The sequence below is a fragment of the Mizugakiibacter sediminis genome, assembly GCF_000953855.2.
In the GTDB taxonomy this organism is placed as follows: Bacteria; Pseudomonadota; Gammaproteobacteria; order Xanthomonadales; family Rhodanobacteraceae; genus Mizugakiibacter; species Mizugakiibacter sediminis.
The window spans coordinates 49357-75734 of record NZ_DF970238.1 but is presented as its reverse complement, the minus strand read 5'-3'; the positions used below and the strand labels follow the sequence as shown (position 1 = coordinate 75734).

Sequence of the window (26378 nt, the reverse complement as noted above, 5' to 3'; positions counted from 1 at the left end):
GATGCTGGATTTCAATTCAAGTTCGTCCCTCTCCGGGCGGCTTACCGCGCTGGTCGATCTGGGCATGCAGCGGACACGCGCCACGCAACCCAGACGCGCCTACCTGGGCGCCTCGCGTCTCGGCGCCAGTTGCGAGCGCGCGCTGCAATACGAGTACGCCGACGCGCCGGTCGACACGGGTCGCGAGATCGGCGGCCGGATGCTGCGCATCTTCGAACGCGGCCACGTCATCGAGGACTGCATGGCGGGCTGGTTGCTGGAGGCGGGTTTCGAACTTCGCACACGCCGGGACGACGGCGAGCAGTTCGGCTTCGCGGCGGCGGACGGCCGTCTGCAAGGCCACATCGACGGCGTCATCGTCGGTGGCCCGGAGGGCTTCGCCTATCCCGCGCTGTGGGAGTGCAAAGCCTTGAGCCACAAGTCCTGGAACGACCTGGAGAAAAAGGGCTTGGCCACGTCCAAGCCCATCTATGCCGCGCAAGTGGCGCTCTACCAAGCCTATCTCGAATTGCACGAGCACCCGGCGCTGTTCACTGCAGTGAACGCCGACACGATGGAGATCTACGCCGAACTCGTGCCCTTTGACGCAGCGCTCGCTCAGCGCATGTCGGATCGGGCGGTGAAGGTCATCACGGCGACCGAAGCCGGCGAGCTGCTGCCGCGCGCCTTCCATGACCCGACCCACTTCGAATGCCGGATGTGCGCGTGGCAAGACCGCTGCTGGAGGGTAACACCATGAAGCATTTCCACCCGCAGCCTCCGGCGGCGGAACCGATGGTGGACGCCCGCCAGGCCGCCAGTCTGCTGAATCTGCCTGCGTACTACTTCACCAAGCCTCGGTGCCGCGCCTCGAAGCGCATCCCGCACTACCGGGTCGGCCGGATGGTTCGTTTCCGCATGTCGGAGCTCATCGCATGGGCAGCCACGCTGGGAGGCGCTCATGAGTGACTACCGTGTCCGTATCTCGGTGCGCAATGCCCGGTTGCTGCGCGCCATCGAACAGGCGGGCCACCGGCCGGGGGCTCAGTTCGCCAATGCAGTTGGCATCAGCTACAGCGGGGCGCTGCTGCCCTACCTCAATCTCACGCGCTCACCGCTGACGCCGGATGGCCTGCTGCGGGAATGCGCCTGGGCCTTGTGCGACTTCCTGCAAGCATCCCCTTCCGATCTGTGGTCGGACGCCCAGCTCCAGCCGCTGCAGCAGAACTATTCCAGCGTCGATCTGGACGCGGGCAGCGTGCAATCGCTGGTCAGCGACACATATACCGTAGACGACCCGCTGCGGCTGGCCAGCCACGCGCAGGCAGGCCGCATTCTTCAGAGCGCCATCGACTCGCTGACACCGCGTGAGGCCCGCGTGATCCGCGAACGGTTCTTTGCCGATGCCTCGCTTGACGAGATTGCCGAAAAGATGGCGGTCACACGCGAGCGTGTCCGCCAGATCGAGGTCAAGGCCATGCGCAAGCTGCGCCACGAATCGCGCATCCCGCGTGATCTGGCCGGCATCGCTGACGTGATCGGAGGAGCTGCGGATGCTTGACTTCAACGACGCGCAAACGCCCCCTCCTCGAGACCTCGGCGCCGAACGCGAAGCGATCCGCGCCGAGCTGCTGGTGCGCCTGGAATCTGTGCTGTTCACGCTGTTTCCGGCCGGCAAGAAGCGCCGAGGGCGTTTCCTGATCGGCGACATCCTCGGCAGTCCCGGCGACAGCCTCGAAGTCGTGCTCGATGGCGACAAGGCCGGTCTGTGGACAGATCGCGCCACTGGCGATGGCGGCGACATCTATGCACTGATCGCCGCGCACCTCGGTATCGACGTACTGAGCGACTTTCCTCGGGTGCTCGATGCGGCCGCCGATCTGCTCGGACGCTCGCGCTCTGTACCGCTGCGCAAGTCCCGCAAAAAGGAAGTGCCCGTCGATGAGCTGGGGCCGGCCACGGCGAAGTGGGACTACCTCGATGCCGAGGGCCATCTCATCGCCGTCGTCTATCGCTACGACCCGCCTGGGCAGAAGAAACAGTTTCGGCCCTGGGATGCGAAGCGGCGCAAGATGGCCCCGCCCGAGCCGCGCCCGCTGTACAACCAGCCGGGGCTGAAGGACGCCGCGCAGGTGGTGTTGGTCGAGGGCGAGAAGTGCGCGCAGGCGCTGATCGACGCTGGCATCAATGCCACCACTGCCATGCACGGCGCCAACGCGCCGGTCGACAAGACCGACTGGTCGCCATTGACCGGCAAGGCGGTGCTGATCTGGCCAGACCGTGACAAGCCGGGCTGGGAGTACGCCACGCAGGCGGCACAGGCGCTGCTGTCGACTGGCGCCAAGTCCTGCCACATCTTGTACCCGCCCGAAGAAGCCGCCGAGGGCTGGGACGCGTTTGATGCCATCGCCGAGGGCTTCGACGTCGCCACCTTCCTCACTCACGGCCCGCGCCTGCAAATGCACGACGTCGCCGATGACGTTGATCCAGTCGTCAGCAGCGACGAGTCGGTGTGGGGCACCGAGGACGCGCTGGCGCTGTCCTTCACGCGGCGCTACCACCGCGACTGGCGCTACGTCGCCGCGTGGGGCCGCTGGCTGGTATGGGACGGACAACGCTGGCGCGCCGAGGACACGCTGGCGGCGACCGACCTGATCCGCAGCGTCTGCCGCCAGGCGGCCGTGCGCGCCGACAACCCCAAGGTCGCCGCCAAATTGGCCAGCTCCGGCACGGTCGGCGGCGTCGAGCGGCTGGCGCGCGCAGACCGCCGGCACGCGGCGACCACCGACGAGTGGGACGCCGATCCCTGGCTGCTCAACACGCCGGGCGGCGTGGTCGATCTCAGGACAGGCCGGATACGCCCGCACGAGCGCGCCGACCGGATGACCAAGATCACCACGGCCACGCCGGCGGGCGAATGTTCGCGATGGACGTCCTTCCTGTCCGACATCACCGGTGGCGACGCCGAGTTGCAGTCCTACCTGCAACGAATGGTCGGCTACTGCCTGACCGGCGTGACCAGTGCGCACGCGCTGTTCTTCCTGTACGGCACCGGCGCCAACGGCAAGAGCGTGTTCGCCAACGTGGTCGCTACCCTCCTCGGCGACTACGCCTCCACCGCGCCGATGGACACCTTCGTCGAGACGCGCGGCGACCGCCATCCGACCGATCTCGCCGGACTGCGCGGCGCCCGCTTCGTGACGGCCATCGAAACCGAACAGGGACGGCGTTGGAACGAGTCCAAGGTCAAGGCGATCACCGGCGGCGACAAGATCTCCGCGCGCTTCATGCGCCAGGACTTCTTCGAGTACGTGCCGCAGTTCAAGCCGGTGATCGTCGGCAACCACAAGCCCGCCATCCGCAACATCGACGAAGCGATGAAGCGGCGCATGCACCTCGTCCCGTTCACGGTGACCATCCCGCCCGAGAAGCGCGACGGCCGACTGACCGAGAAGCTGCTCGCCGAACGCGACGGCATCCTTGCCTGGGCCGTCGCCGGTTGTCTCGAATGGAGGCGCGAGGGCTTGAAGCCGCCCGCCTGTGTCGTATCGGCGACGGAGGAGTACTTCGAAGCCGAGGACGCGCTCGGGCAGTGGATCGATGAGCGCTGTCTGCTCGCCAACAGCCACCGCGAAGGCGTGTCCGAACTGTTCGCCGACTGGCGCGAATGGGCCGAACGGGCCGGCGAATACGTGGGCTCGGTCAAGCGCTTCTCCGAGCTGATGGCGGCGCGCAAGTTCGAGAAATGCCGGCTGACCGGGGGCGCCCGCGGCATCGCGGGGATCGCCCTGCGCCCCAAGCCGTACAGCCACGCCTACCCCTATCGGGACGACTGAGCCAACCCAATGAACACAGGGGCGAGTGACGGATTTGACAGGTCTGCTGGTTTACCTCTCACGCGTGCGCGCACGCGCACGTCATGGAGAGTTTCCGGCAAACCCGTCAAATCCGTCACTCACCCACCGGAAATGGAGCAATGACGATGACCATGACCATCCTTGCCCTCGATCTGGGCACCACCACCGGCTGGGCGCTGCGCGACAACGACGGCCATATCACGAGCGGCACCGAGCATTTCAAGCCGCAGCGCTTCGAAGGCGGCGGAATGCGCTTCCTGCGCTTCAAACGCTGGCTCAGCGAGATCAAGCAGTCCTGCGACGGCATCGACTGCCTGCACTTCGAGGAAGTGCGCCGCCACGCATCAACCGACGCCGCACACGCCTACGGCGGCTTTCTGGCCACGCTCACCGCGTGGTGCGAGCACCACGGCATCCCCTACCAGGGCGTGCCGGTCGGCACGATCAAGAAGCACGTCACCGGCAAGGGTAATGCAGGCAAGGGCGAGGTGATCGCGGCGATCCGCGCGCGCGGCCATGCCCCGGCCGACGACAACGAAGCCGACGCACTGGCGCTGCTGGCCTGGGCCATCGACACGCAGGAGGTGTGACATGGACATCCCGAGCAACCGTTACCGCTGCCCGCTGGGCAGACTGCAACCGCAGCACACCGATCTGGAGGCGCTCAAGGAACGCGGCTGGCGCGAGCAGGGCCTGCTGGTCGTGGCGCAGGACGACGAACGACTGGACTGGATGGAGCGGCAACTGCTGAAGAATATCGGCGAGCGGTTGTACGGCACGCCCCGTCAGGGAGGTCGTCATGGCTGAGTGGACCATCGACGACGTCGCCAAACGCTTCGAGGAGGCTGCCAACACGGGCCGCCGCCTGCCGCCCGTTCGCGTCCAGGGCTACTTCAACACCTGGCCGGCCTTCGCGCGCAAGGAGTGGGAGGCGTTCGCCGCCGACGAGAAGGTGTACCGTCCGTTTCCGCCCAGCCCCGAGGCCATCGAGCGCATGCTGGAGACGATGCGCTGGGTGCAATGGCTCGAAGTCGAGCAGCGCCACCTGGTGTGGATGCGGGCCAAGCACTACGGCTGGCGGGAGATCTGCATTCGCTTCGCCTGCGACCGCACCACGGCGTGGCGGCGCTGGCAGCGCGCCTTGCAGACCGTAACCGACCACCTGAACGGATGCGTGGTCGCAGTGTAGTCTTTGAACGCGAATAGGCGCGAACAAGCTGCCATGTGCTGCCATCAGCTACCAAGAGCGGTTTTTGCCCCTGCAACAAAGCGGCCCGTTCTGGGGTAGTATTTCAGCTATCTTCTGGACAGCGGTGTAGGCAGCGAGGACGGCACGAGGCAAAAGGGGTCCTTCCTGGCCGAAATCCAATGCGGGGGGCGCGAGCGCGACGCTTTTTTAGCGTCAGGGCGCGGGCAAGGTTACCAGTCGGCAGGTTACCGGCTCCGGTTACCACCCCCAGGCGCAGTTACCACCCCACCAGAATCTTCATTCACTCAACCCGCCCGGCGGCAACGCTCGGCGGGTTTTGCTTTTGGGACTTCCACTTTGAACACGCTCAACGTCGAGTACCGCAAGGTCGAGGCGCTGATTCCCTACGCCCGCAATCCGCGCACGCACGCCGAAAGCCAGATCGCCAAGATCGCGGCCAGCATCGTCGAGTACGGCTGGACGAATCCGATCCTGGTCGACGGCGACAACGGCATCATCGCCGGGCACGGGCGTTTGGCCGCTGCGCGCAAGCTCGGCCTGGATCAGGTGCCGGTGATCGAACTTGCGCACCTGACCCCGGCGCAGAAGCGCGCGCTCGTCATCGCCGATAACCGGCTGGCGCTGGATGCGGGCTGGGACGAGGAGCTGCTGGCGCTGGAACTGGCCGAGCTTTCCGAGGCCGGGTACGAGCTGGCGCTGACCGGCTTCGAGCGGTTCGAGATCGACGCGCTGCTGGCCGATGCCGCCATTGCCGATGAGCCAGAGCAGCAGGATGCGGAAGCTGATGCCGAGCCCGACGCCGACGATGACGTGCCGGGTACGCCGGTGGTGCCGGTGTCGCGCCCGGGCGACGTCTGGCAGCTCGGGGCACACCGCTTGATCTGCGGCGACGCCGCCGACCCGAGCGTGATCGCCGCGCTGATGCAAGGCGACAGCGCGCGGCTGTGCTTCACTTCGCCGCCCTACGACAACCAGCGCGACTACACCTCGGGCGGGATCAAAGATTGGGATGGCCTGATGCGCGGCGTGTTCGCGCACCTGCCGATGGCCGACGACGGTCAGGTGCTGGTCAACCTGGGCCTGATCCACCGCGACAACGAGGTGATCCCGTATTGGGACGCGTGGCTCGGCTGGATGCGCCAGCAGGGGTGGCGGCGCTTTGCGTGGTACGTGTGGGACCAGGGGCCAGGCATGCCCGGCGACTGGGCGGGCCGCTTCGCGCCGAGCTTCGAGTTCGTCTTCCACTTCAACCGGCAGAGCCGCAAGCCGAACAAGATCGTCCCCTGCAAGCACGCAGGCCAGGAATCCCACCTGCGCGCTGACGGGTCGTCCACCGCGATGCGCGGTAAGGATGGCGAGGTGGGCGGTTGGACGCACAAGGGGCTGCCCACGCAAGACACCCGCATCCCCGACTCTGTGATCCGCGTGATGCGCCACAAGGGCAAGATCGGTCAGGACATCGATCACCCAGCCGTGTTCCCGGTGGCGCTGCCGGAATTCGTGATCGAGGCTTACACGGACGCGGGCGACATCGTGTTCGAACCCTTCGGCGGCAGCGGCACGACGATGCTGGCCGCCGAGCGCACCGGTCGCATCTGCCGTACGGTGGAGATCGCGCCCGAGTACGTGGATGTGGCGATCAAGCGCTTCCAGCAGAACCACCCTGGTGTGCCGGTCACGCTGCTGGCAACGAGCCAGTTCTTCGAGCAGGTCGCCGCCGAGCGCGCCACCACCCCTGATGCCGAGGTGGCCGCATGACAAAACGACAGGACTGGCGTTTTGCACGCCCGCAGGGCGCCCGTCAGGGTGGCGCACAGGGATGTGCGCCATGAACTGGCTGGCCGACAAGATCGAACAGTGGCCGACCGCCAAGTTGCTGCCCTACGCACGCAACGCGCGCACCCATTCCGAGGAGCAGGTGGCGCAGATCGCCGCCAGCATCGCGGAGTTCGGATTCACCAATCCGATCCTGGCGGGCAGCGACGGCATCATCGTCGCTGGCCACGGTCGTCTCGCTGCCGCCCAGAAGCTGGGTCTGGAACGGGTACCAGTCGTGGTGCTCGACCATCTGAGCCAGACCCAGCGCCGCGCCCTGGTCATCGCGGACAACCGCATCGCCGAGAACGCGGGTTGGGACGACGCGATGTTGCGCATCGAACTGGAAGCCTTGCAGCTCGAAGGCTTCGATCTGGACATCACCGGTTTCGACGCCGACGCGCTGGCCGAACTGATTGCGGGCGACGAGCCGGATAACGAGGGTCAGACGGACGAGGATGCGGTGCCCGAGGTCGGCGAGACGCCCATCTCGCGTCCGGGCGATGTCTGGATCATGGGCCAGCACCGCCTGCTGTGCGGCGACTCGACCGTGGTCGAGAGCTACGAGCGGTTGATGCAGGGCGACCTGGCGGACATGGTCTTCACCGACCCGCCGTACAATGTGAACTACGGGAGCAGCCCGAAGGACAAGCTGCGCGGCAAGGATCGCGCGATCCTGAACGACAACCTGGGCGACGGGTTCTACGACTTCCTGCTGGCGGCATTGACGCCCACCGTGGCGCATTGCCGGGGCGGGATCTACGTGGCGATGTCGTCCAGCGAACTGGATGTACTGCAGGCGGCCTTTCGCGCCTCGGGCGGTCACTGGTCGACCTTCATCATCTGGGCCAAGAACACCTTCACGCTGGGCCGCGCCGACTACCAGCGCCAGTACGAGCCGATTCTGTACGGATGGCCGGAGGGCGCGCAGCGGCACTGGTGTGGCGACCGCGACCAAGGCGACGTCTGGAACATCAAGAAGCCGCAGAAGAACGACTTGCACCCGACGATGAAACCGGTGGAGTTGGTCGAGCGCGCGATCCGCAATTCGAGCCGCCCCGGCAACGTGGTGCTCGACCCCTTCGGTGGCTCTGGCACGACGTTGATCGCAGCGGAAAAGTCAGGTCGCGTTGCGCGACTGATCGAACTCGATCCGAAGTACGTGGATGTGATCGTGCGTCGGTGGGAAGAGTTCACCGGGAAGCAGGCCACCCGCGAGGCGGATGGCGCGTTGCTTGATCAGGCGGCGAGCGACTCGTCGACGATCTCGCAGTGAATCACGAAGCCCGTCAGGTAAGGCAGGCCGCGCGGGATGCCGTATTGCTTGCTGGTCTGGCGGCCAATCGTCCAGCCCATCCAGCGTTGGGTGGCTGCGTTGATCGCGTCCGCCAGGGCCTTGCCCTCGTAACGCCCGTTCTGGACGTCGTCGGCAAAGTGGCGTCCGTGGCGGCTGTCGAGGAAGGCCCGAACCGATTCGAGGGGCTGGCCGGTGGCGTCCGAGATGGCGTTCATGGCCAAGGGCCATGCGGCGCTGGCGTGTTCGCTCATCGTGCCCCAAAAGCCCCAGGCCTCGTTCTGGGTGGCGGGGATCTGCGTGGTGGTGTTCATCTCTGGCTCCTTCGGGTTGATCGTTGCGACACCCGTAGTAACGCGCTGTTCGATTGAGAAGCCAAGCGCCGCTTGGCCTCTTTCTCGATCTTTCTGATCAGGCAATGCGGTAGACCCGCTCGCCGCCCTGCGGCTTGTCCGACACGATGGTCAGGCCCAGCTTCTTCTTGAACGCCCCGGCGAAGGTGCCGCGCACCGTGTGCGCCTGCCAGCCGGTGGCGGCGCAAATCTGGCCAATGGTCGCGCCCTCGGGGCGTTGCAGCATCCGGATCACTTCGGCTTGCTTGCTGTTGTCGCGCGTGCGCGGCTTGGCCTTTGTCGGCGCTTGCGTCCACGTCGCTTCGGCGGCGGCAACAGCCTGCTCCAGTTCGGCATCGACTTCCGGCGTCGGCTGCGGGATCGTGGGGCGCTTCATTCCCAAGGCGTCGTAGCCCTCGGCGGCGACACACCACCCGTCGCCGTCGGGCGTGATCAGGGCGCGGTTGAACATCCCGTCGAGCACCTTCTTGCGTGCGCCGCCTTTGATGTTGTCGGGGAACCAGTCGATCTTGCCGGCGGTGTGGTTGATGGCGTATGCCAGGATGGCGTGTTGCGCCGGGGTGAGTTGGACGGTGGTCATTTGCTGCTCCTTCTGGGTGGTGATGACGATGTGATGAACGCGCTGTTCAAGAGTGAAGCCAAGCGATTTCTGCTTGGCTTCGTCGGTTTCCGATCAGTCCTTGGCGATTTCCGCGTCCTTGGCCTTCGGGTTCGATGCGGCAAATTCGACGCCGGCCTGGAAGGCTGCTTCCAACGCGTCCTTGAGGCACCACACTGCCGTGTCGTGGAAGTCCAGGCTGTCGGCGTGGCGGGTTTGCAGGGTGTCGATGCCCAGATGCTTCTGGGCGATGAGGGTGAGGATGGTGTCGATCTGGCTCATGGCGTGTTCCTCTCGAGGGATGGTTGGCGTGACGTGATGAACGCGCTGTTCGCCGGTGAAGCCAAGCTCGAAACGCAGGAATGACGAACAAATGATTGAAGAAGGTGACGATGGGGCTCTCGATTCGCGCCTACGCGCGCCACCGTGGCGTGTCGCACGTGGCCGTGAAGAAGGCCATCGACACCGGGCGCATCACGCCGCTTCCCGACGGCACCATTGATCCGCAGGCGGCCGACGCGCAGTGGGCACAAAACACGTTGCAGCCGCGCAAGGCCGCAGCAGCCGACAAGGCGCCTGCAACGAAAGTGCGCGTAGAACCGGCGACGCCACCGCCTCCTCGTGAAACGCCGGAGGTCGCTACGCCGCCGCTATCGGCGGGCGGCACCTCGCTGCTGCAGGCGCGTACCGTCAACGAGGTGCTCAAGGCCCAGCTCAACAAGGTGGAGCTGGCCCACCGCAAAAGGGAACTGGTCGACCGGGCGCAGGCGGTCGCGCACGTGTTCAAGCTGGCGCGCATCGAGCGCGACGCCTGGCTCAACTGGCCGGCGCGCGTGTCCGGGCAGATGGCATCCACGCTCGGCGTCGACCCGCACACGATGCACGTGGCGCTGGAGGCCGCCGTGCGTGAGCACCTGATCGAGTTGGGCGAGCTGCGCCCGCGGGTGGATTGACAATGGATGACTACGAAGGCGCCGACGAGATTGAACGCGCGTGGCGCGACGGGCTGACGCCCGATCCGCTGCTCACCGTGTCCGAATGGGCGGATCGGCACCGGATGCTCTCCAGCAAGGCCTCTGCCGAGCCAGGGCGCTGGCGTACCAGCCGCACGCCGTACCTCAAGGCCATCATGGACTGCCTGTCGCCGACCTCGCCGGTCGAGCGTGTGGTGTTCATGAAGGCCGCGCAGCTTGGCGCGACCGAAATGGGATCGAACTGGATCGGCTATGTGATCCACCACGCACCCGGGCCGATGATGGCGGTATGGCCGACGGTGGAGATGGCCAAGCGCAACTCCAAGCAGCGGATCGACCCGCTGATCGAGGAGTCGCCAGTGCTCTCGGAACTGATCGCCCCGGCACGCTCGCGCGACTCGGGCAACACCATCCTGGCTAAGGAGTTCCGGGGCGGCGTGCTGGTGATGACGGGGGCCAACAGCGCGGTGGGCTTGCGCTCGATGCCGGTGCGGTATCTGTTTCTCGACGAGGTCGACGGGTATCCGCTGGACGTCGAGGGTGAAGGCGATGCGATCTCGCTGGCCGAGGCGCGCACGCGCACCTTTGCGCGGCGCAAGATCTTCATCGTCTCGACGCCGACGATTTCGGGGGCATCGGCCATTGAGCGCGAGTACGAGGCCAGCGACCAACGTCGCTACTTCGTGCCGTGCCCGCACTGCAACCACCCACAGTGGTTGCGCTTCGAGCAACTGCGCTGGGACAAAGGGCAACCGGAGACCGCCGCCTACCTCTGCGAGTCGTGTGACACCGCGATTGCCGAGCACCATAAGACGTGGATGTTGGAGCACGGTGAGTGGCGCGCGATGGCCCCGGAGAACAAGAACAGCGCCAAGACGGCAGGCTTTCATCTGTCGTCGCTGTACAGCCCGGTGGGCTGGCGTTCGTGGCGTGAGATCGCTGCTGCGTGGGAAGCCGCCGTCAGTAAAGAGTCGGGATCGGCCGCCGCGATCAAGACTTTCAAGAACACCGAGCTGGGCGAGACCTGGGTCGAGGAAGGCGAAGCGCCCGACTGGCAACGGCTGGTCGAGCGCCGCGAGGACTATTCCGTGGGCACCGTTCCACTGGGCGGCCTGCTGTTGGTGGGTGCGGCCGACGTCCAGAAGGATCGCATCGAGGCCTCGATCTGGGCCTTTGGGCGCGGCAAGGAGTCCTGGCTCATCGAGCACCGCGTGCTGATGGGTGACACCGCCCGCGACACGGTGTGGAAGCGCCTTGCTGAAATGCTGGCCGAAACCTGGACGCATGCCTCGGGCGCATCGATGCCGCTGGCCCGCTTTGCACTGGATACCGGGTTTGCAACGCAGGAGGCCTACGCCTTCGTGCGGGCTTGCCGCGATTCGCGTGTGATGGCGGTCAAGGGTGTGGCTCGTGGTGCAGCCCTGATCGGCACGCCGACCGCCATCGATGTCTCGCAGGGTGGCAAGAAGCTGCGCCGGGGCATCAAGGTGTACTCGGTGGCGGTCAGCATCGCCAAGCTGGAGTTCTACAACAACCTGCGCAAGAGCGCGGAGGTGGCCGAGGACGGCGTGACGGTGACCTACCCGGCCGGGTTCGTCCATCTGCCCAAGATCGACGCTGAGTTCATCCAGCAACTCTGCGCGGAACAACTGATCACCCGCCGCGACCGCAACGGCTTTCCGGTGCGTGAGTGGCAAAAGATGCGTGAGCGCAATGAGGCGCTCGACTGCTACGTCTACGCCCGTGCGGCTGCATCGGCGGCGGGTCTGGATCGCTTCGAGGAACGTCACTGGCGGGAACTGGAGCGACAACTGGGGCTGGCCAGTCCGCCAGCCCTTGAAACACCTACTGAATCGATCAACGAGGCCACCCAACGCGGTGGCCTCGCTGTTTCTGGCAATCGCAACACCGGTCGGCGCGTGATCAAAAGCCGCTGGCTGTCCTGACACCTCAAGGAGAAAACATGTCCCTCGCCACTCGCATCGAAAGCCTGGTCATCCGCGTCGCGCAGGAGTTCAACGACGTCCGCGCCAAGGCGGGCAACCTGGCCAACCTCACCACGACTGACAAGTCGAATCTCGTGGCGGCCATCAATGAACTGCAGGCTGCCGTTGCCGCATCCAGCGCCATCGATGACGCACAGATCAGCACGAGCACCACCTATTCCTCGAGCAAGATCGTCACGCTGCTCGACGCGCTCAAAGCCGAGATCCTGGGCGGCGCCGACGACGCCTACGACACGCTGCTGGAGATCCAGCAACTGCTGCAGAACGGCACCAGTGGTCTGGATGCGCTGCTGGCCGCCGTCAACAACCGTGTGCGCTTCGATGCGGCGCAGTCGCTGACCGTGGCCGAGCAACTTCAGGCACGCAGCAACATCGGTGCCGTCGCAGCCACCGATGTCGGCAATACCGACACAGACTTCGTCGCGGTCTTTGTGGGTGCGCTGGTCTGATGAGCCTCGCATCGCGCATCAGTGCGTTGGCCAGTCGTGTCGGACTCGAGGTCAAGACCAAGATCGACGCAACCCACCCCGGCGTGGCCCGGGCGTGGGTGTGTTTCGGCTATGTCGGCACGCAGGTCGTCGTGCGTGCATCGCACAACGTGGCCAGCGTGACCCGGACGGCGGCGGGTCGCTACCGCGTGACCTTCGCCGTTGCCATGCCCGACGCCAACTATTGCTGGACGGCGCTTGCCCGCAGCAGCACCAACAGCGGCACGCAGCGCATCGCCATCGTGCGATCCAGCACCGACCAGAAGACCGCCCAGTTCGTCGACATCAGTTGCGCGACGACCTCAGCGTCGTTTTCTGATTCATCAGAAATCAACCTCACGGTGTACCGCTGATGGCCTACACACAAGCACACCTCGACGCACTGGAAGCGGCGCTGGTCAAGGGCGAAAAGCGCGTGACCTTCGGCGACAAGACCGTCGAGTACCGCAGCGTCGAGGAACTCCAGGCCGCCATTCGCGCGGTCAAGCGCGACCTCTTCGAGCAGGCCGTGGACACCGGACTGTGGCCTGGCGCGCCACGCCAGATCCGGGTCACCACCGGCAAAGGGTTCTGAACATGGCGTGGTATTCCAAAATCCGCAGCCTGTTCGGCACGTCACCTGTTCACGAAGCAGCCGGACGCGGGCGGCGATCCCTTGCGTGGATGCCTGGCAATCCGGGCGCCGTGGCCGCCATGCTGGCGACCTCCCACGAGCTGCGTGTGAAATCGCGTGACCTGGTGCGCCGCAACGCCTGGGCCAACGCCGGAATCGAAGCCTTCGTGTCCAACGCAGTCGGCACCGGCATCAAGCCGCAGTCGATGGCCAAGGACGAAACCTTCCGCGCTGACGTGCAAGCGCTGTGGCGCGACTGGACCGAGCAGGCCGACGCCAGCGGGCAGACCGATTTCTACGGCCTGCAGGCGCTGGCTGCCCGGGCGATGTGCGAAGGGGGTGAATGTCTGATCCGGTTGCGCCCCCGCCGCCCCGAGGACGGTCTGGTCGTGCCGCTGCAGCTGCAGTTGCTCGAGGCCGAACACCTGCCACTGAATCTCAACACGGAACTGCCGTCCGGCAATGTCGTGCGCTCCGGTATCGAATTCGATTCGATGGGGCGGCGGGTGGCGTATCACCTGTACCGCTCGCATCCGGAGGACGGCCGGCTTTCCCCGATGTCCGGACAAGGCGGCCAGGACACGGTGCGCGTGCCGGCGGCCGAGATCATGCACCTGTACCGCGTGCTGCGCCCCGGACAGATCCGGGGCGAGCCGTGGCTGGCGCGCGCCCTGGTGAAACTCAACGAACTCGACCAGTACGACGACGCCGAGCTCGTGCGCAAGAAAACCGCCGCGATGTTCGCCGGCTTCATCACGCGCCTGTCTCCCGAGGACAACCTGCTGGGTGAAGGCGTGGCCAACGATGCAGGCATCGCGCTGGCGGGAATGGAGCCCGGGACGCTGCAAATCCTGGAACCCGGCGAGGACGTGAAGTTCTCCGATCCCGCCGACGTGGGTGGCAGCTACGGCGAATTTCTGCGCGCGCAGTTTCGCGCGGTCGCCGCCGCCATTGGCGTGACCTACGAGCAGCTGACCGGTGATCTTTCCGGCGTCAATTACTCCTCGATCCGCGCCGGAATGCTGGAGTTCCGCCGTCGCACCGAAGCTATTCAGCATGGCGTTCTGGTGCATCAGCTGTGTCGCCCGGTCTGGAATGCCTGGCTCGATCAAGCAGTGCTGTCCGGCAGCCTCACGGCGCCAGGCTATGCCAGACATCGGCGTGACTACATCGCCTGCAAATGGATTCCGCAGGGCTGGCAATGGGTCGATCCCGAGAAGGAATTCAAGGCGATGCTGCTGGCGATCCGCGCGGGCTTGATGTCGCGCTCGGAAGCCATCTCGGCGTTCGGCATGGATGCCGAGGACGTTGACCGCGAGATCGCCTTGGATAACCAGCGAGCCGATGAACTTGGCCTGATCTTCGACTCCGATCCGCGCCGCACCTCCAAGGATGGCGGCAGCGCCGAACCCAACTCACAGGCGACCGACAGCAATCCGTCGCCCCCCTGAAGGTTTTTCAATGACCCTGCTACCGCATATGGCGGCGCGTATCTTTGGCGCGCCGCTGCTGATTCATCGCCCGAAACTCGAGGTGATCCTCGCCGTACTGGGGCCACGCATCGGGTTGACGGATAACGGCACGCCACTTCCTTCACCTGCTACGCGCAGTCCACCCGCACCGGATGCGGGCATCGCCGTCCTGCCGATCTATGGCACGCTGGTGCGGCGAACAGTGGGGCTGGATGCCGCCTCTGGCTTGACCAGCTATCAGGACATTGCCCGTCAGCTCGACAGCGCCATCGCTGATCCGTCGGTGGCGGCCATCGTGCTCGACATCGATAGCCCGGGCGGTGAGTCCGGTGGTGTGTTCGATCTCGCCGACCGCGTGCGTGCTGCCGCGCAGATCAAACCGGTCTGGGCGCTAGCCAATGACATGGCGTACTCGGCGGCCTACGCCATCGGGTCGGCGGCGAGCCGCTTCTTTGTCACCCGCACCGGCGGCGTCGGCTCGATTGGCGTCATTGCCATGCACGCCGATCAGTCGGTGAAGGACGCCAAGGACGGCGTCCGCTACACCACCGTCTTTGCCGGAGCGCGCAAGAACGACCTCAACCCGCACGAGCCGATCTCGGACGAAGCCCACGCGTTTCTCAAGCGCGAGGTGGATCGGATCTACGGCTTGTTCGTCGACACCGTGGCCAGCCATCGCGGGCTCACCAGTGACGCGGTGCGCGCCACCGAAGCGGGCGTGTTCTTCGGGCAGGACGCCGTCGCAGTAGGACTGGCGGATGCCGTCGGCACGTTCGACGACCTGCTGGCCGAACTCACCGCCGCACTTTCACCCCCACCGGCGCTTGCAACTGCGGCGTCGGGACATCTTCACCCACCACGACTGGAGCCTTTCATGAATGAACCCGGAACCACTGCTGACCCTGGGGTTGGCGCTGATCCTGATCGCACTGATGGCGCGCACCCGCCGATGACCATCGAGGACGCGCAGGAAATCGCCGAGCTGTGTGCGCTGGCAGGCTGCCCTGAGCGCATCGCCGGTTTTCTGGCTACACGTACGTCGCCATCGGCGGTGCGTGGCCATCTGCTGGCCGCGCGCGCCACCGGGCAAGAGATCAACAGCCTGATCACACCGAGCGCAGCCACCACGGCAACGCAATCCCTCAACGACAACCCCTTGGTGCTGGCGGCCCGTGCCCGCGCCGGACAGGAGAAGTGATATGCCCGTCATCACCGAAGGCCTCAACCTGGGCGATCTTCTGAAGTACGAAGCGCCCAATCTCTACTCGCGCGATCAGGTCACCGTCGGCGCAGGCCAGAACCTGCCGTTGGGTGCGGTAGTCGGTCTGGTGACCGCCACCGGCAAGGTCAAGCAGATCGACCCCTCGGCCACCGACGGCAGTCAGTACGCCGCAGGCGTGCTGATGCAGGCCGTCGACGCCACGCTGATCGACCGTGAGGACGGGCTGATGCTGGCCCGTCACGCCATCGTCGCCGATCACGCCCTGGCGTGGCCAGCCGCCATCACCGCCGCAGAAAAGCTGGCTGCCATCGCACAGCTCAAGAGCCTCGGTATCCTCGTTCGCAAAGGAGTCTGACCATGAACAACGTTTTCGAGAATCCCGCGTTCTCGATGTCGGCGCTGACCGCCGCTATCAACATCCTGCCCAACAACTACGGGCTGATGGAGAGCATGGGGCTGTTCCCGGCCAAGCCGGTGCGCTTCCGTTCCGTGGTTGTCGAGGAGAAAAACGGCATCCTGACGCTGCTGCCGACGATGCCGGTCGGCTCGCCCGGCACTGTGGGCAAACACGGCAAGCGCAAGCTGCGCTCCTTCGCCATTCCGCACATCCCGCACGACGACGTGGTGCTGCCCGAGGAAGTGCAGGGTATCCGCGCCTTCGGTTCGGAAACCGAGCTGCAAACCGTGGCCTCGGTCATGGCCGAGCACCTGCAGACGATGCGCAACAAGCACGCGATCACGCTCGAGCACCTGCGCATCGGCGCGCTCAAGGGCGTCATCCTCGACGCCGACGGTTCCGTGCTCTACGACCTGTTCGATCTGTTCGGGATCACGCCCAAGGTGATCAATTTCCAGCTGGGCAACGCCGGCACGGACGTCAAGAAGAAATGCCTGGAGCTCAAGCGCTACCTCGAGAAAAACCTCAAGGGTGAGCGCATGACCGGCGTCCACTGCCTGGTGTCCGAGGAATTCTTCGATGCGCTGACCAGCCACGAGAAGGTCGTCGCGGCTTACGAGCGCTGGCAGGACGGCGTTGCGCTGCGCTCCGATCTGCGCTCGGGCTTCACCTTCGGCGGCGTCACCTTCGAGGAATATTCGGGCGAGGCCAGCGACGGCGACGACAACGTCCGCCGCTTCATTGCCGCCGGCGAAGGCCATGCCTTCCCGCTGGGCACGGTGGATACCTTCGCCACCTACTTCGCTCCGGCTGACTTCAACGAGACGGCGAACACGCTGGGACAGCCGCTCTACGCCAAGCAGGAGCCGCGCAAGTTCGACCGGGGCACCGACATTCACACCCAGTCCAACCCGCTGCCGATGTGTCACCGGCCTGCGGTGCTGGTGAAGGTGCTGGCGTCCTGATGCTGGCCGTCGAGCTGTTCTACGAATCGGCCCGCAATGCCGGACTGCTGACCGCCGTCACGGTGGCTGGCAGCACCGTGCACTGCGCCTTCCGTGCCCCGGACGAAACCGTGCTGGATGGTTTTGCGCTGTCGCGGGACTACCAGATCGACTACCCGGCGTCCTGGCTGACGCTGGCTGCCGGGGACACGGTCGAGGTGGCAGGCAATACCTATCAGGTGCGCGACGTGCGCGCCATCGGCGACGGCGCCGAGCGTCGCGCCTCGCTCACTCAACTCTGAGGAACTTCCCATGACAAAACGACAGGACTGGCGTTTTGCACGCTCGCAGGGCGCCCGCAAGGGTGGTGCACAGGGACGTACGCCATGAACTCCGTCCGCGAGCGCGTCTTGCGGGAGATCGTCGCACGCCTGGCATCTGCGATTGCACCGACACCGGTGCTACGCATGCCTGCCGTGCCGGTCACCCGCGAGGCCAGTCCAGCGCTGCTGCTGTTCGTCGATGGCGACAGCATCACCGCCCACGCCAACCACCTGGTCGACCGGCAGCTGTCTGTCCGGCTTGCCGTGGTGGCACGCGGTGCGGACGCCTTCGACGTCGCCGACCAGGCGCTGGTCGCGGCCCACGCGGCCATGCTCGCCGACCCGAATCTGGGCGGTCTGGCCATCGCCGTGCGCGAGATCGACTGCGAATGGGAGTTCGACGACGCCGACGCCGGGGCCGTCGCGCTGCCCGCCCGTTACGAGATTCGTTACCGCACCCATGCCATTGACCTCACCCAAACAGGATGAACCCATGCACATCGAACTACTGAAACCCCATACCCACGCAGGCAAGCGCCTCGCCGTGGGTGATCGCCTTGACCTGAATGACGCCAGTGCCCGTTGGCTGATCACACAAGGCACGGCCAAAGCGGCCACCCCCGCCACCGATTCCAAACCCACCCGCCGTGATGCCACGTCCGGTGTTTCCACAACTGCAGCCACCCAAGGAGACTGAACATGGCTTACTTTTCCGGACAAGGCCGCGTCTACATCGGCGCACGCGATGCACTCGGCAACCCGGCAGGCCTCACCTTCGTTGGGAACGTGCCCGAGCTGAAGGTGTCGCTGTCGGTCGACACCATCGAGCACCAGGAAGCGCAGTCGGGTCAGCGCCTGACCGACCTGCAACTCATCAAGACCAAGAAAGGCGAGTTCGCCTGCACGTTGGAAGAGCTGATCGCCACCAACCTGGCGCTCGCGCTCTATGGCACCACGACCACGATCACCCCCGGTACGGTGACTGGCGAACTACTGCCCAACCCTGTCACGCCGGGCAGTCTGTATCCGTTGGCTATGCAAAACGTGTCCGCCGTGCAGATCCAAGACTCGGATGCCACGCCCAAGACGCTCCCGGTCAGCCAGTACAGCGTCAATGCCAAGCACGGTTCACTGGTGGTGCTCGATGCCACGTCGGGCGGTCCGTACACCGAGCCGTTCACCGTCGATTACGCCTATGGCGCGGCGCAGAGCACGGCGATGTTCACCCAGCCCTTGCCCGAACGCTGGATTCGCTTCGAGGGGCTCAACACCGCCGACGGCAACCGCGAGGTGGTGATTGACCTGTACCGCGTGGCCATCAACCCGGCGAAGGAACTCTCGATCATCACGGACGAACTGCTGAAGTTTGAGCTGTCAGGCCAGGTACTGGCGGATCTGACCAAGCCAGTCGGCGGTGATCTCGGTCAGTTTGGACGTCTGGTGCTGCTGTGATGGACGGCTTCAAGACCTTCCCCCCTGAGCCTGTGGTCGTCACGCTATCTGGCACCGCGCTGGAACTGACGCCGATCCGGCTGGGTGAGTTGCCACGGCTGCTGGCCGTGGTGCGCCCGCTGGCCGAGGAAATCACCAGTGATCCGGACTGGATGGCGCTGCTGGGACGGCACGGCGATGCCGTGCTGGATTTGCTGGCGATCACCACCCGGCGTGAACGCGCGTGGATCAACGACCTGTCGCTGGAGGACGCCGTGCAACTGGCCGCCGCCGTGTTCGAGGTGAACGCGGATTTTTTCGTGGCGCACGTCGTCCCGGCGATTCAGGGCGCGGCCCAGCGACTCGCCCCGACGCTGCGCTCGCTGACGACCTCGGCTGGGACGCTGCCGTCGCCCGCCTGATCCGCGCCGGGCACCGCCTGGGCGACGTGATGGCCTACACGCTCACGCAGGCGCAAGCCTTTCTGGATGCCGACGGCCAGATCGAACGGCAGCAACTTGCCCAGCTGCTCGGCATTCATGCCGTGGCAGCCCAGGGCGAGAAGCGTGGCATTGAACAACTGCAACGCGATCTGCTCAAGGACTGACCCATGCGTCTCTCGCTCACCACCACCGGCTTGCTGGACCCGCGCCAGTTGGCGGCGTGGAGTACCGAGCGGCGTCGTGCCATCCACACCGCTGTCGCCAAGGGCATGCAATCGGGCGGGCGTGGAGTGCGTGATGCGGCGCGATCCGAGATGCGAAGTGCTTTCACCGTCAAGCGCAACAGCTTCATCTCCTCGATGGGCGTGAAGGTGTTCGACAAGAAGCCGGAGCAACTGCCTGCCTTGCTGGTCGGCAGCAAGATTCCCTGGCTCGGCCTGCACGAAAGAGGCGGCACGGTCAGCGGCAACCTGCTGATCCCGCTGCTGCCCGGGCGCATCGGCCCCAAGCGCTTCAAGGCGGTCATTGACGGCCTGATGCGCTCGGGCAATGCCTTCTTCATCGAGAAGAACGGACGCGTGCTGCTGATGGCCGAGAACATCAAAGAGAACGCATCACAACTCAACCGCTTCAAGCGTGCCGAGCGTGGTCGTACCGGGGCCAAGCAGATCAAGCGTGGCCAGGAGATTCCCATCGCCGTGCTGGTCAAGCGCGTCGATCTCAAACGACGACTGAATCTGGCGGGTGGCGTGCAACGCGCCTTGCCTGCACTGGCTCGGGCGATTCAACAAGAACTGGACAAAGTCTGATGGCAAGCAACCGTGCCCAAATCCTGATCAGTGCCGTCGACCAGACCAAGACCGCTTTCGACTCGATCAAGCGCGGGCTGGGCGGCCTGACGGATACCGCCAAGAGTGTCAACGGCGTGCTGGCCAATCTCGGTGCGGGCGTTTCGCTGGCGGGCATCGGGGCCATGATCAAGTCCAGCATCGATTCGGCGGATGCGCTGGACGAGATGGCGCAGCGTACCGGCATTGCCGTCGAATCGCTGTCGCTGCTGGTGCCTGCCGCCGAGTTGTCGGCGGTGTCCACCGAGAAGTTCGAAGCCGGGCTCAAGAAGCTGGCCACCGGCATGCTGGAGGCCGCAACCGGCTCGGAGGCATCGGCACAGAACTTCGCAGCGCTGGGTGTGGCGGTCCAGAACCAGGACGGCACTCTACGTGACAGCGAACAGGTATTGCTGGATCTGGCCGACCGCTTCCAGGCCATGCCCGATGGCGCGGAGAAAGCAGCGCTGGCGGTCGATATCTTCGGCAAAGCCGGTGCGGAAATGATCCCCTTCCTCAATCAAGGGCGGGAGGGCATTGGTGCGCTGAAGCAGGAGGCGGCTGAACTGGGGTTGCAGTTGTCCGCCGACACCGCCGCCCAGGCAGGTAACTTCAACGACGCGCTCGACAAGCTGAAGCTGGCCACCCAGAGCATTGGCAACCAGATCATCGCGTCCTTGCTGCCCGCCCTGAACGATATGGCCGGTGGCATGGTCGAGTCGGCCAAGCAAGGCGGCACACTGCGCGCGATCCTGGATGGCGTGGTGCTGGTGCTCAAGACCCTTGCACTGGGTGCCGCCACCGTTGGCAAGGCCTTCGTCGCCTTGGGCGAGGCCATTGGTGCCGGTGTGGCGGCGGCGGTCGAGGCGCTCAAGGGCAACACCGATGGGGCCAAGGCCATCATTGCCGACCTCAAAGGCAATCTGGTCAAACGGCTGGATGAACTGGCGTCCTTTCGTGACAGCCTGTTCGACCCCAAGCCCATCGAGGTCAAGGCACCCAAGATCCAGGCCGATCCGGAACTGCTTCAACGCCTGACCAAGCCCAAGGCTGCCAAGCCTGCGCAGGACACGACCGGCGCGCAAACCACGCTGATGAAAGCGCAGCTAGACGCCGAGTTCGCCCTGCTCAAGGACGGTCTGACCCGGCAACAAACTGCGCTGGATGCGGCACTCGAGGATCGTCTGGTCTCGGTGCGCGACTACTACACGCAGAAAACAGCCATCGAGCAGCGCGAGGTCGATGCCGAGATTGCCCGCAAGCAGCAGGAGCTGGCCCGCAGTCAGCAAGTCGCCAATACCGGCAAATCGGAAAACGACCGACTGAAAGCCAAGGCCGAGGTCGCCAAGGCGGAAGCCGACCTGATCACGCTCAACAACCGGCGCACAGACATCGAGCAGGCCAATGCCCGCAAGGCAGCACAAGCCGAGCGCGAATTGGCCGACGCCTTGGCGCAGGCCCGTGAGGAACTGGCACAGATCACCGGCACGGCTACCGATGCTGACCGGCAGGCGGCCATAGCGCGCAGCTACCGCGATCTGCGGGCGCGACTGGCGGCAGAGAGTGATGCTGACGGCGTGTCGCTCGTTGATCGGCTCATCAATGTGAAGGCTGCACAGGCCAATCTGGCGGCGCTCGAAGCCCAATGGCGGCAGGTCACCGAGCGTCTGCGCAATGCGCAGGAGGCCATTCAGACCCAGCAGCAGGCCGGGCTGCTCACCGAAGCCCAGGCGCGGCGGCAGATCGTGGCGCTGCAACTGCAGTCGGCGACTGAGATGGAGCGCCTGTTGCCGACCATGCAGCAAGCTGCGCAGGCCATCGGGCCGGATGCGGTGATTCGCGTGCAGGCGTGGCGCAATGAGCTGGAGCGCACGAAGCTGGTCGTCGACGAACTGGCACCCCTATGGAATCGCATCGGCGAGAGCTTCGGCAGTGCACTGGGCGGAATGATCACCCGTGCACAGTCCTGGCGCAGCGCGTTGGCCAGCATCTTCCAGCAGGTGGCTGATGCCTTCCTGCAGCAGATCGTGATCCAGCCCTTCCAGCAGTGGATCGCTATGCAGGCGCGGATGCTGGCGCTCAAGCTCGGTTTTATCCAGCAGGAGCAAACCGTCGATGCGGCAGCCAGCGCCGCCAAGGTCGCACAAAAGAGCGCTGAAACCTCTGCGGTGGTGTCGATGGATGCCGCCAAGGCCGGTGCCGGGGCGGCCGCCTCGCAGGCTTCGATCCCCATCGTTGGGCCGGGACTCGCGATTGCCGCCATGGTGGCCATGGTGGCCGCCGTGATGGCGCTGCTCGGCAACGTGAAGAAATTTGCGACGGGCGGTCTGGTTTCAGGGCCGGGCAGCGCCACGTCGGATTCGATCCCGGCGCGTCTGTCCGCAGGCGAGTACGTGGTGCGGGCGGCCGCCGTGCGCCAGGTCGGCGTGGCCTTCCTCGATTCCATCAACGGCTTGTCGGCAGGCCCACGTTTCAAGGGTGGCGAATTGGCCTTCGCAGCGGGCGGACTGGTGCCGGAGGTGAAAGTGCCGCCCGCGCAGCCGCAGATGAATCAGGCGGTGCGCATCGTCAACGCGGTCGATCCGGGTGTCACCCACGACCACCTGCAGTCGCCTGCCGGAGAGAAAGTCATCGTCAACATCATCGGGCGCAATGCACGTGCCATCCGTGCGGCGCTGCAAGGGTAAATCTCATGGCACTTCTGTTCATCGACGGTTTCGATCACTACGACCCGCAGGCCGTGGACAGCTTTGGCGATCCGTGGCTCGCGCGTGGCAAGGCGGCGTATCTGTCCCCGCAGGCCACCCGCATCCAGGGCCGTCGCCCGTCGTCCTATGCCCTGCGTTTGCCGGAAGGCTCTGGGGGTGGCTACGTCAAGAACCTCGACGCCACCAAGACCAGCCTGATCGTCGGGGCGGCCATTCGCGTGGTGCCGTACCAAAACACCTACACCGAGCCCTTGCTACTCGGCGTGCGCGATGCCAACTCGCAGGTTGCGCACCTCGTGAAAATTGGCGAGGACGGTCGGCTCAAGCTCTACCGTTGGCAATACGGCTATGACCAGTTGATCTCTGTCTCAGTCGCCAGCGCTCCGGCGCACGGCTGGCACTACATCGAGTTGCAGGTCACGCAAGGCACCAGCAACGGCATTCTGTCAGTGCGCATCAACGGCATCCTGGCCATCCAGATGACCGCGCAGAACACCATTCAGGGCGGTGGCCAACTGCTCACGGCATTTGTGGGTGCCGTGCCCGGCCAGAGCTGTCCGCTCACCATCGACGTCGACGACTTCTACATCGCCGACACCAGCGGCACGATCAACAACACCTTCCTCGGTGATGTGCGCGTCGATGCCTTGCAGGCACAGGCCGATGGCAGCCTGAACCAGTGGACGGCCAGCCCGGTCGGTACCGCCGCATGGGAAGCCGTGAGCGACGGCGACGAAGCCACGGCCATCCGTGCGGCCACTGCAGGGCTGCGCCAGTCCTTCGATATTGAGCCGCTGCCGGTGATGGCCACGCCCGCCATCCATGGCGTCCAGCTCACGATGCTGGCGCGCAAGACCGACGCCGGTCTGGGCAAGGTCAAAGGCCTCGTGGTCAGCGGTGCACAAAGCGCCGTCAGCACTGACGTCATCCTGCAAGAACAACTGGCCTGGCACACGGCACTCTTCGAGCGCAACCCGAACGGCAACGTGCAGTGGACGGAGGCCGCCTTCAATGCTGCTGAGTTCGGCGTGGAGTCGGCATGACCGATCGCGTCGTCGTTCAAGACCTCGCGGAGGTTTCCAGCAAACCGACGCCGGGAGGCGAACTGCCCGCCTTCCAGAGTGAAGTGCTCTCGCGCGCCACTTTTGGGGCGAGCGCAGCCAGCTTCATGCCGGAAACAGCTGTTGCTCCGCTGCCGCCCAATCTGGCGGCCAGCCTGCTGGCGGAATCCTTGGCGGGCCCCTGGCCACCCATCGATGCACCGATCTTTCTGGTCGAAGTGTTGCGCCGGGATACGGCTTCGAGCGCCATTGTCGCCACCGGCATGGATGCCTTCGGCAACCTGCCTTGGCCCCAAGCGCAGCGTGGCGTGTTTGCCTTCCGTCATGATTGGATGGAGCCCCTTGTAGAACGGCTGGAGTGGCAGACCAGCGTCACGCGGCTGGCCAGTGGCAACGAATCCCGTCAGGCGCGGCGACGCGTTCCCCGGCGCTGGCTCACCTACAAGGTGGGTAACGCTCGTCAGACCGATGCCATGGTGGCCGACTGGCTGGCCGATCATCTTGGTCAAATGGCGCTGTGGCCGCTGCCGCAGTACGCGGTGCACCTGACCGAGTCCTGCGAACGTGGCGCACTGGCACTCAATGTGACGGAGTCTGACGGGCGACAGTTCGGGCCACTCTCGGCCAACGTGCATCTGACCTACGACGGTGTGCAGGGCTGGCAGGAAACGGAGAACAATGGCCGCTGGATTTTGATCATCGCTGCCGATGGCTGGCAGATCGCCCAACTTGAGCGTGTGGAAAGCGATCTGCTGTGGCTGACGGAGCCCTTGGCACGCGCCGCTGCCGTGGGCAGCACCATCATGCCCTTGGTGTGGGGCAAGGCCATCGATCCGGCGGATCTCACGCAGTGGGTACCCGGCATGGTCGGCGGCAACATTCCCATACAGATCCAGCCTGCGCCACTGCCCGACCAGGATGTTCTTGATGACCCATGGCTCGACGAGATCCCGGTCTGGCCAGATGGCAACTGGCGTGACGATCCGACAGCCGCCGCGCAGGCCACGATCACCCGCCAAGACTTCTCGCCTGCAGATCCGTGGGCGCGCCGGGACGATCCGTGGGCGACGACAACTTTGCAGCGGCGCTATCTGGCCAGCTCACTCGATGAAATCGAGATCTGGCGGGCGCGGTTGTGGCGCACCCAAGGCCGTCTGGAGGCCTTCTGGCTGCCAGATGGCTTGGCTCCGATCCTGTGGGTGAACGTCGAAGCCGATCCCGAAGATGGCTTCCTGCGCGTGGATGGCAAAAACATCTCCGCGCGAATCTCGGATTTTTGGCATCGCCCCGCCGCCTGCTTGATCGTGCACCCAGACGGCTATCGGCAGTACGTCCTGACGGCGACCTGCCATCTGGATCAAGGCGGTGTGCTGGTGCTGCGCTCGGGTCTTGAGACTCAAGTGCCTGCAGGCAGCCGCGTCATTCGCCTCGTGCGCTGCCGCCTCGACCACGACGCCATCGACCTCTACTGGCACAGCCCGACGCTGCTGGAGATCACCTTGACCGCGCGCCAGTTGCCCGAACCACGCGGAAATGACCGTCAAACCTACGAGGGAGAGTAAGCACGATGAGCCAGAACCCATTGCTGGAAGTCGAGCTATACGCCTTCGCCAGCAACAGCGCGCAGTTCTATCTGACGCCGCACGAATTCGATGTTGATCTGGATGGCAACCTCTACAAGAGCCTGGCCTTGGAACGCAACGAACTGGCGCTGGGTGCTGAAGCCGCCAAATCGGCGCTGGATCTGAAACTGCCACCCGACTGCGATCTCGTGCGCCACCTGCTGGCCACGTCGCTCACCGGGGATACCACCTCGGTCACCTTGCGGATCGGACGGCGCGACTCCTGGGGCGACTACTGGTGGATCTCGGGCACGCGCTGGATGGGCCGGGTGCTGGGCGTAGAGGTCGCTGACGATGTCGCTCGCGTTCGCTGCGAGTCGGCGCAAGTCAGTCTCAAACGTATCGGATTGCGGCGGCTCTATAGCCGCAAGTGTTCCCACGTGCTGTATTCGGCTGCCTGTGGTGCCTCCCCGATTTCTGCCAGCGCCTTGGTGAGCAACAGCAATGGCCGCAACGTCGATCTCGACGGTGGCACGCCCGGCAGCGTCAGTGGTGGCTTGGCCGGTGGCTGGCTGCAAACCCCGGAAGGTGCGCGCCACATGATCGTCAATGACTACGGTGGTGGTGTGGAGTTGCTCTATCCGGTGGCCATTGAGGTCGGCACCGAGGTGCTGCTGACGGTCGGCTGCGATCACAGCACGGCCACGTGCGAGTCGCGCTTCGGCAACCTCGACAACTACGGTGGCTTTCCCGCCATCCCGAGCAAAAACCCGTTCTCGACGGGCGTGTTCTGAATCCCTG

At 65.2% G+C, this 26378-nt stretch carries 32 protein-coding genes; 29 read left to right on the top strand and 3 right to left on the bottom strand.

What is annotated here, in order from left to right; translation table 11 throughout:
• Position 1: 1 nt before the first annotated feature.
• From MBSD_RS11640 to MBSD_RS11600, 9 genes are all read left to right on the top strand, one after another.
• Positions 2 to 739: a PD-(D/E)XK nuclease family protein gene (locus MBSD_RS11640; protein WP_062537479.1), complete on the top strand. Its 738-nt coding sequence runs from the start codon at positions 2 to 4 to the stop codon at positions 737 to 739.
• Positions 736 to 948: a helix-turn-helix domain-containing protein gene (locus tag MBSD_RS11635; protein ID WP_062537478.1), complete on the top strand. Its 213-nt coding sequence runs from the start codon at positions 736 to 738 to the stop codon at positions 946 to 948. Before MBSD_RS11640 ends, MBSD_RS11635 begins: the two co-directional genes overlap by 4 nt.
• Positions 941 to 1540 (top strand): sigma-70 family RNA polymerase sigma factor, encoded by a 600-nt coding sequence (locus tag MBSD_RS11630; RefSeq protein ID WP_062537477.1) that lies wholly within the window; start codon positions 941 to 943, stop codon positions 1538 to 1540. Before MBSD_RS11635 ends, MBSD_RS11630 begins: the two co-directional genes overlap by 8 nt.
• Entirely contained in the window at positions 1533 to 3815 is a 2283-nt protein-coding gene (locus MBSD_RS11625; RefSeq protein WP_062537476.1) for a phage/plasmid primase, P4 family, read from the top strand. The genes MBSD_RS11630 and MBSD_RS11625 overlap by 8 nt, the downstream gene beginning before the upstream one ends.
• 146 nt (positions 3816 to 3961) lie before the next feature.
• A complete protein-coding gene (locus MBSD_RS11620; RefSeq protein ID WP_045667438.1) occupies positions 3962 to 4426 on the top strand; it encodes a crossover junction endodeoxyribonuclease RuvC in 465 nt (154 codons plus the stop codon).
• Between the two features lies 1 nt (position 4427).
• Positions 4428 to 4643, top strand: coding sequence for a hypothetical protein (locus tag MBSD_RS11615; RefSeq protein ID WP_062537475.1), 216 nt, complete (start codon positions 4428 to 4430; stop codon positions 4641 to 4643).
• Positions 4636 to 5025 carry a DUF6362 family protein gene (locus MBSD_RS11610; protein ID WP_062537474.1) on the top strand — a complete coding sequence of 130 codons (390 nt, stop codon included), beginning with the start codon at positions 4636 to 4638 and terminating at the stop codon, positions 5023 to 5025. Before MBSD_RS11615 ends, MBSD_RS11610 begins: the two co-directional genes overlap by 8 nt.
• Before the next feature lie 357 nt (positions 5026 to 5382).
• Positions 5383 to 6804, top strand: a complete 1422-nt coding sequence (locus MBSD_RS11605; protein WP_062537473.1) for a site-specific DNA-methyltransferase — start codon at positions 5383 to 5385, stop codon at positions 6802 to 6804.
• 70 nt (positions 6805 to 6874) lie between these two features.
• Positions 6875 to 8137 carry a site-specific DNA-methyltransferase gene (locus MBSD_RS11600; RefSeq protein WP_062537472.1) on the top strand — a complete coding sequence of 421 codons (1263 nt, stop codon included), beginning with the start codon at positions 6875 to 6877 and terminating at the stop codon, positions 8135 to 8137.
• Here MBSD_RS11600 and MBSD_RS11595 read toward each other — a convergent pair.
• The 3 genes from MBSD_RS11595 to MBSD_RS11585 all read right to left on the bottom strand — a co-directional run bounded on the left by MBSD_RS11595 (position 8101) and on the right by MBSD_RS11585 (position 9388).
• On the bottom strand, positions 8101 to 8469 hold the full coding sequence (locus tag MBSD_RS11595; protein WP_062537471.1) for a hypothetical protein: 369 nt from the start codon (positions 8467 to 8469) through the stop codon (positions 8101 to 8103). The genes MBSD_RS11600 and MBSD_RS11595 overlap by 37 nt on opposite strands.
• 97 nt (positions 8470 to 8566) lie before the next feature.
• Positions 8567 to 9088, bottom strand: coding sequence for a DUF3489 domain-containing protein (locus MBSD_RS11590; RefSeq protein ID WP_062537470.1), 522 nt, complete (start codon positions 9086 to 9088; stop codon positions 8567 to 8569).
• A gap of 93 nt (positions 9089 to 9181) precedes the next feature.
• Positions 9182 to 9388 (bottom strand): DUF6900 domain-containing protein, encoded by a 207-nt coding sequence (locus MBSD_RS11585; RefSeq protein WP_045667444.1) that lies wholly within the window; start codon positions 9386 to 9388, stop codon positions 9182 to 9184.
• A gap of 104 nt (positions 9389 to 9492) precedes the next feature.
• Here MBSD_RS11585 and MBSD_RS11580 point away from each other — a divergent pair, with 104 nt between their 5' ends.
• The 20 genes from MBSD_RS11580 (at position 9493) to MBSD_RS11490 (ending at position 26371) form a co-directional block, all read left to right on the top strand.
• Entirely contained in the window at positions 9493 to 10059 is a 567-nt protein-coding gene (locus MBSD_RS11580; protein WP_237071797.1) for an elements of external origin, read from the top strand.
• A gap of 2 nt (positions 10060 to 10061) precedes the next feature.
• Positions 10062 to 12026, top strand: coding sequence for a phage terminase large subunit family protein (locus MBSD_RS11575; RefSeq protein WP_062537469.1), 1965 nt, complete (start codon positions 10062 to 10064; stop codon positions 12024 to 12026).
• 17 nt (positions 12027 to 12043) lie between these two features.
• Positions 12044 to 12535, top strand: a complete 492-nt coding sequence (locus MBSD_RS11570; protein ID WP_062537468.1) for a hypothetical protein — start codon at positions 12044 to 12046, stop codon at positions 12533 to 12535.
• Positions 12535 to 12927, top strand: coding sequence for a hypothetical protein (locus tag MBSD_RS11565; protein WP_062537467.1), 393 nt, complete (start codon positions 12535 to 12537; stop codon positions 12925 to 12927). The genes MBSD_RS11570 and MBSD_RS11565 overlap by 1 nt, the downstream gene beginning before the upstream one ends.
• Positions 12927 to 13148: a phage head-tail joining protein gene (locus MBSD_RS11560; protein WP_062537466.1), complete on the top strand. Its 222-nt coding sequence runs from the start codon at positions 12927 to 12929 to the stop codon at positions 13146 to 13148. The genes MBSD_RS11565 and MBSD_RS11560 overlap by 1 nt, the downstream gene beginning before the upstream one ends.
• 2 nt (positions 13149 to 13150) lie before the next feature.
• Positions 13151 to 14638: a phage portal protein gene (locus tag MBSD_RS11555; protein WP_062537465.1), complete on the top strand. Its 1488-nt coding sequence runs from the start codon at positions 13151 to 13153 to the stop codon at positions 14636 to 14638.
• Positions 14639 to 14648: 10 nt separating this feature from the next.
• Complete coding sequence (locus MBSD_RS11550; RefSeq protein ID WP_062537464.1) at positions 14649 to 15857, top strand: S49 family peptidase; 1209 nt, start codon at positions 14649 to 14651, stop codon at positions 15855 to 15857.
• A 1-nt stretch (position 15858) separates the two neighbouring features.
• A complete protein-coding gene (locus tag MBSD_RS11545; protein WP_062537463.1) occupies positions 15859 to 16236 on the top strand; it encodes a head decoration protein in 378 nt (125 codons plus the stop codon).
• Between the two features lie 2 nt (positions 16237 to 16238).
• The gene (locus MBSD_RS11540) at positions 16239 to 17243 is read left to right on the top strand and encodes a major capsid protein (RefSeq protein WP_062537462.1); all 1005 of its coding nucleotides are present in this window, start codon (positions 16239 to 16241) and stop codon (positions 17241 to 17243) included.
• Positions 17243 to 17524 carry a head-tail joining protein gene (locus MBSD_RS11535; RefSeq protein WP_062537461.1) on the top strand — a complete coding sequence of 94 codons (282 nt, stop codon included), beginning with the start codon at positions 17243 to 17245 and terminating at the stop codon, positions 17522 to 17524. Before MBSD_RS11540 ends, MBSD_RS11535 begins: the two co-directional genes overlap by 1 nt.
• Before the next feature lie 84 nt (positions 17525 to 17608).
• Positions 17609 to 18034, top strand: coding sequence for a hypothetical protein (locus tag MBSD_RS11530; RefSeq protein WP_062537460.1), 426 nt, complete (start codon positions 17609 to 17611; stop codon positions 18032 to 18034).
• A 4-nt stretch (positions 18035 to 18038) separates the two neighbouring features.
• Positions 18039 to 18242: a DUF7210 family protein gene (locus MBSD_RS11525; RefSeq protein ID WP_082306638.1), complete on the top strand. Its 204-nt coding sequence runs from the start codon at positions 18039 to 18041 to the stop codon at positions 18240 to 18242.
• Between the two features lie 2 nt (positions 18243 to 18244).
• Positions 18245 to 18997 carry a phage tail tube protein gene (locus MBSD_RS11520; RefSeq protein WP_062537459.1) on the top strand — a complete coding sequence of 251 codons (753 nt, stop codon included), beginning with the start codon at positions 18245 to 18247 and terminating at the stop codon, positions 18995 to 18997.
• Complete coding sequence (locus tag MBSD_RS11515) at positions 18997 to 19398, top strand: hypothetical protein (protein WP_062537458.1); 402 nt, start codon at positions 18997 to 18999, stop codon at positions 19396 to 19398. Before MBSD_RS11520 ends, MBSD_RS11515 begins: the two co-directional genes overlap by 1 nt.
• Before the next feature lie 29 nt (positions 19399 to 19427).
• On the top strand, positions 19428 to 19583 hold the full coding sequence (locus MBSD_RS15520; protein ID WP_009521710.1) for a hypothetical protein: 156 nt from the start codon (positions 19428 to 19430) through the stop codon (positions 19581 to 19583).
• 3 nt (positions 19584 to 19586) lie between these two features.
• Positions 19587 to 20228: a DUF6441 family protein gene (locus MBSD_RS11510; RefSeq protein WP_062537457.1), complete on the top strand. Its 642-nt coding sequence runs from the start codon at positions 19587 to 19589 to the stop codon at positions 20226 to 20228.
• The gene (locus MBSD_RS11505) at positions 20228 to 22933 is read left to right on the top strand and encodes a hypothetical protein (RefSeq protein WP_062537456.1); all 2706 of its coding nucleotides are present in this window, start codon (positions 20228 to 20230) and stop codon (positions 22931 to 22933) included. The genes MBSD_RS11510 and MBSD_RS11505 overlap by 1 nt, the downstream gene beginning before the upstream one ends.
• 5 nt (positions 22934 to 22938) lie before the next feature.
• Positions 22939 to 23997, top strand: a complete 1059-nt coding sequence (locus MBSD_RS11500) for a hypothetical protein (protein ID WP_062537455.1) — start codon at positions 22939 to 22941, stop codon at positions 23995 to 23997.
• Positions 23994 to 25577 carry a hypothetical protein gene (locus MBSD_RS11495; RefSeq protein WP_062537454.1) on the top strand — a complete coding sequence of 528 codons (1584 nt, stop codon included), beginning with the start codon at positions 23994 to 23996 and terminating at the stop codon, positions 25575 to 25577. The genes MBSD_RS11500 and MBSD_RS11495 overlap by 4 nt, the downstream gene beginning before the upstream one ends.
• 5 nt (positions 25578 to 25582) lie before the next feature.
• Positions 25583 to 26371 carry a DUF2163 domain-containing protein gene (locus tag MBSD_RS11490; RefSeq protein ID WP_062537453.1) on the top strand — a complete coding sequence of 263 codons (789 nt, stop codon included), beginning with the start codon at positions 25583 to 25585 and terminating at the stop codon, positions 26369 to 26371.
• Positions 26372 to 26378: the final 7 nt, after the last annotated feature.

Coding starts and splice junctions, on each gene's coding strand:
- MBSD_RS11525 (WP_082306638.1), top strand. CDS start 18,039: ATGCACATCGAACTACTGAAACCCCATACCCACGCAGGCAAGCGCCTC.
- MBSD_RS11515 (WP_062537458.1), top strand. CDS start 18,997: ATGGACGGCTTCAAGACCTTCCCCCCTGAGCCTGTGGTCGTCACGCTA.
- MBSD_RS11575 (WP_062537469.1), top strand. CDS start 10,062: ATGGATGACTACGAAGGCGCCGACGAGATTGAACGCGCGTGGCGCGAC.
- MBSD_RS11535 (WP_062537461.1), top strand. CDS start 17,243: ATGCTGGCCGTCGAGCTGTTCTACGAATCGGCCCGCAATGCCGGACTG.
- MBSD_RS11600 (WP_062537472.1), top strand. CDS start 6,875: ATGAACTGGCTGGCCGACAAGATCGAACAGTGGCCGACCGCCAAGTTG.
- MBSD_RS11560 (WP_062537466.1), top strand. CDS start 12,927: ATGGCCTACACACAAGCACACCTCGACGCACTGGAAGCGGCGCTGGTC.
- MBSD_RS11630 (WP_062537477.1), top strand. CDS start 941: ATGAGTGACTACCGTGTCCGTATCTCGGTGCGCAATGCCCGGTTGCTG.
- MBSD_RS11490 (WP_062537453.1), top strand. CDS start 25,583: ATGAGCCAGAACCCATTGCTGGAAGTCGAGCTATACGCCTTCGCCAGC.
- MBSD_RS11505 (WP_062537456.1), top strand. CDS start 20,228: ATGGCAAGCAACCGTGCCCAAATCCTGATCAGTGCCGTCGACCAGACC.
- MBSD_RS11565 (WP_062537467.1), top strand. CDS start 12,535: ATGAGCCTCGCATCGCGCATCAGTGCGTTGGCCAGTCGTGTCGGACTC.
- MBSD_RS11550 (WP_062537464.1), top strand. CDS start 14,649: ATGACCCTGCTACCGCATATGGCGGCGCGTATCTTTGGCGCGCCGCTG.
- MBSD_RS11595 (WP_062537471.1), bottom strand. CDS start 8,469: ATGAACACCACCACGCAGATCCCCGCCACCCAGAACGAGGCCTGGGGC.
- MBSD_RS11540 (WP_062537462.1), top strand. CDS start 16,239: ATGAACAACGTTTTCGAGAATCCCGCGTTCTCGATGTCGGCGCTGACC.
- MBSD_RS11620 (WP_045667438.1), top strand. CDS start 3,962: ATGACCATGACCATCCTTGCCCTCGATCTGGGCACCACCACCGGCTGG.
- MBSD_RS11500 (WP_062537455.1), top strand. CDS start 22,939: ATGGCACTTCTGTTCATCGACGGTTTCGATCACTACGACCCGCAGGCC.
- MBSD_RS11635 (WP_062537478.1), top strand. CDS start 736: ATGAAGCATTTCCACCCGCAGCCTCCGGCGGCGGAACCGATGGTGGAC.
- MBSD_RS11520 (WP_062537459.1), top strand. CDS start 18,245: ATGGCTTACTTTTCCGGACAAGGCCGCGTCTACATCGGCGCACGCGAT.
- MBSD_RS11610 (WP_062537474.1), top strand. CDS start 4,636: ATGGCTGAGTGGACCATCGACGACGTCGCCAAACGCTTCGAGGAGGCT.
- MBSD_RS11590 (WP_062537470.1), bottom strand. CDS start 9,088: ATGACCACCGTCCAACTCACCCCGGCGCAACACGCCATCCTGGCATAC.
- MBSD_RS15520 (WP_009521710.1), top strand. CDS start 19,428: ATGGCCTACACGCTCACGCAGGCGCAAGCCTTTCTGGATGCCGACGGC.
- MBSD_RS11625 (WP_062537476.1), top strand. CDS start 1,533: ATGCTTGACTTCAACGACGCGCAAACGCCCCCTCCTCGAGACCTCGGC.
- MBSD_RS11555 (WP_062537465.1), top strand. CDS start 13,151: ATGGCGTGGTATTCCAAAATCCGCAGCCTGTTCGGCACGTCACCTGTT.
- MBSD_RS11510 (WP_062537457.1), top strand. CDS start 19,587: ATGCGTCTCTCGCTCACCACCACCGGCTTGCTGGACCCGCGCCAGTTG.
- MBSD_RS11530 (WP_062537460.1), top strand. CDS start 17,609: ATGAACTCCGTCCGCGAGCGCGTCTTGCGGGAGATCGTCGCACGCCTG.
- MBSD_RS11570 (WP_062537468.1), top strand. CDS start 12,044: ATGTCCCTCGCCACTCGCATCGAAAGCCTGGTCATCCGCGTCGCGCAG.
- MBSD_RS11495 (WP_062537454.1), top strand. CDS start 23,994: ATGACCGATCGCGTCGTCGTTCAAGACCTCGCGGAGGTTTCCAGCAAA.
- MBSD_RS11585 (WP_045667444.1), bottom strand. CDS start 9,388: ATGAGCCAGATCGACACCATCCTCACCCTCATCGCCCAGAAGCATCTG.
- MBSD_RS11615 (WP_062537475.1), top strand. CDS start 4,428: ATGGACATCCCGAGCAACCGTTACCGCTGCCCGCTGGGCAGACTGCAA.
- MBSD_RS11545 (WP_062537463.1), top strand. CDS start 15,859: ATGCCCGTCATCACCGAAGGCCTCAACCTGGGCGATCTTCTGAAGTAC.
- MBSD_RS11640 (WP_062537479.1), top strand. CDS start 2: ATGCTGGATTTCAATTCAAGTTCGTCCCTCTCCGGGCGGCTTACCGCG.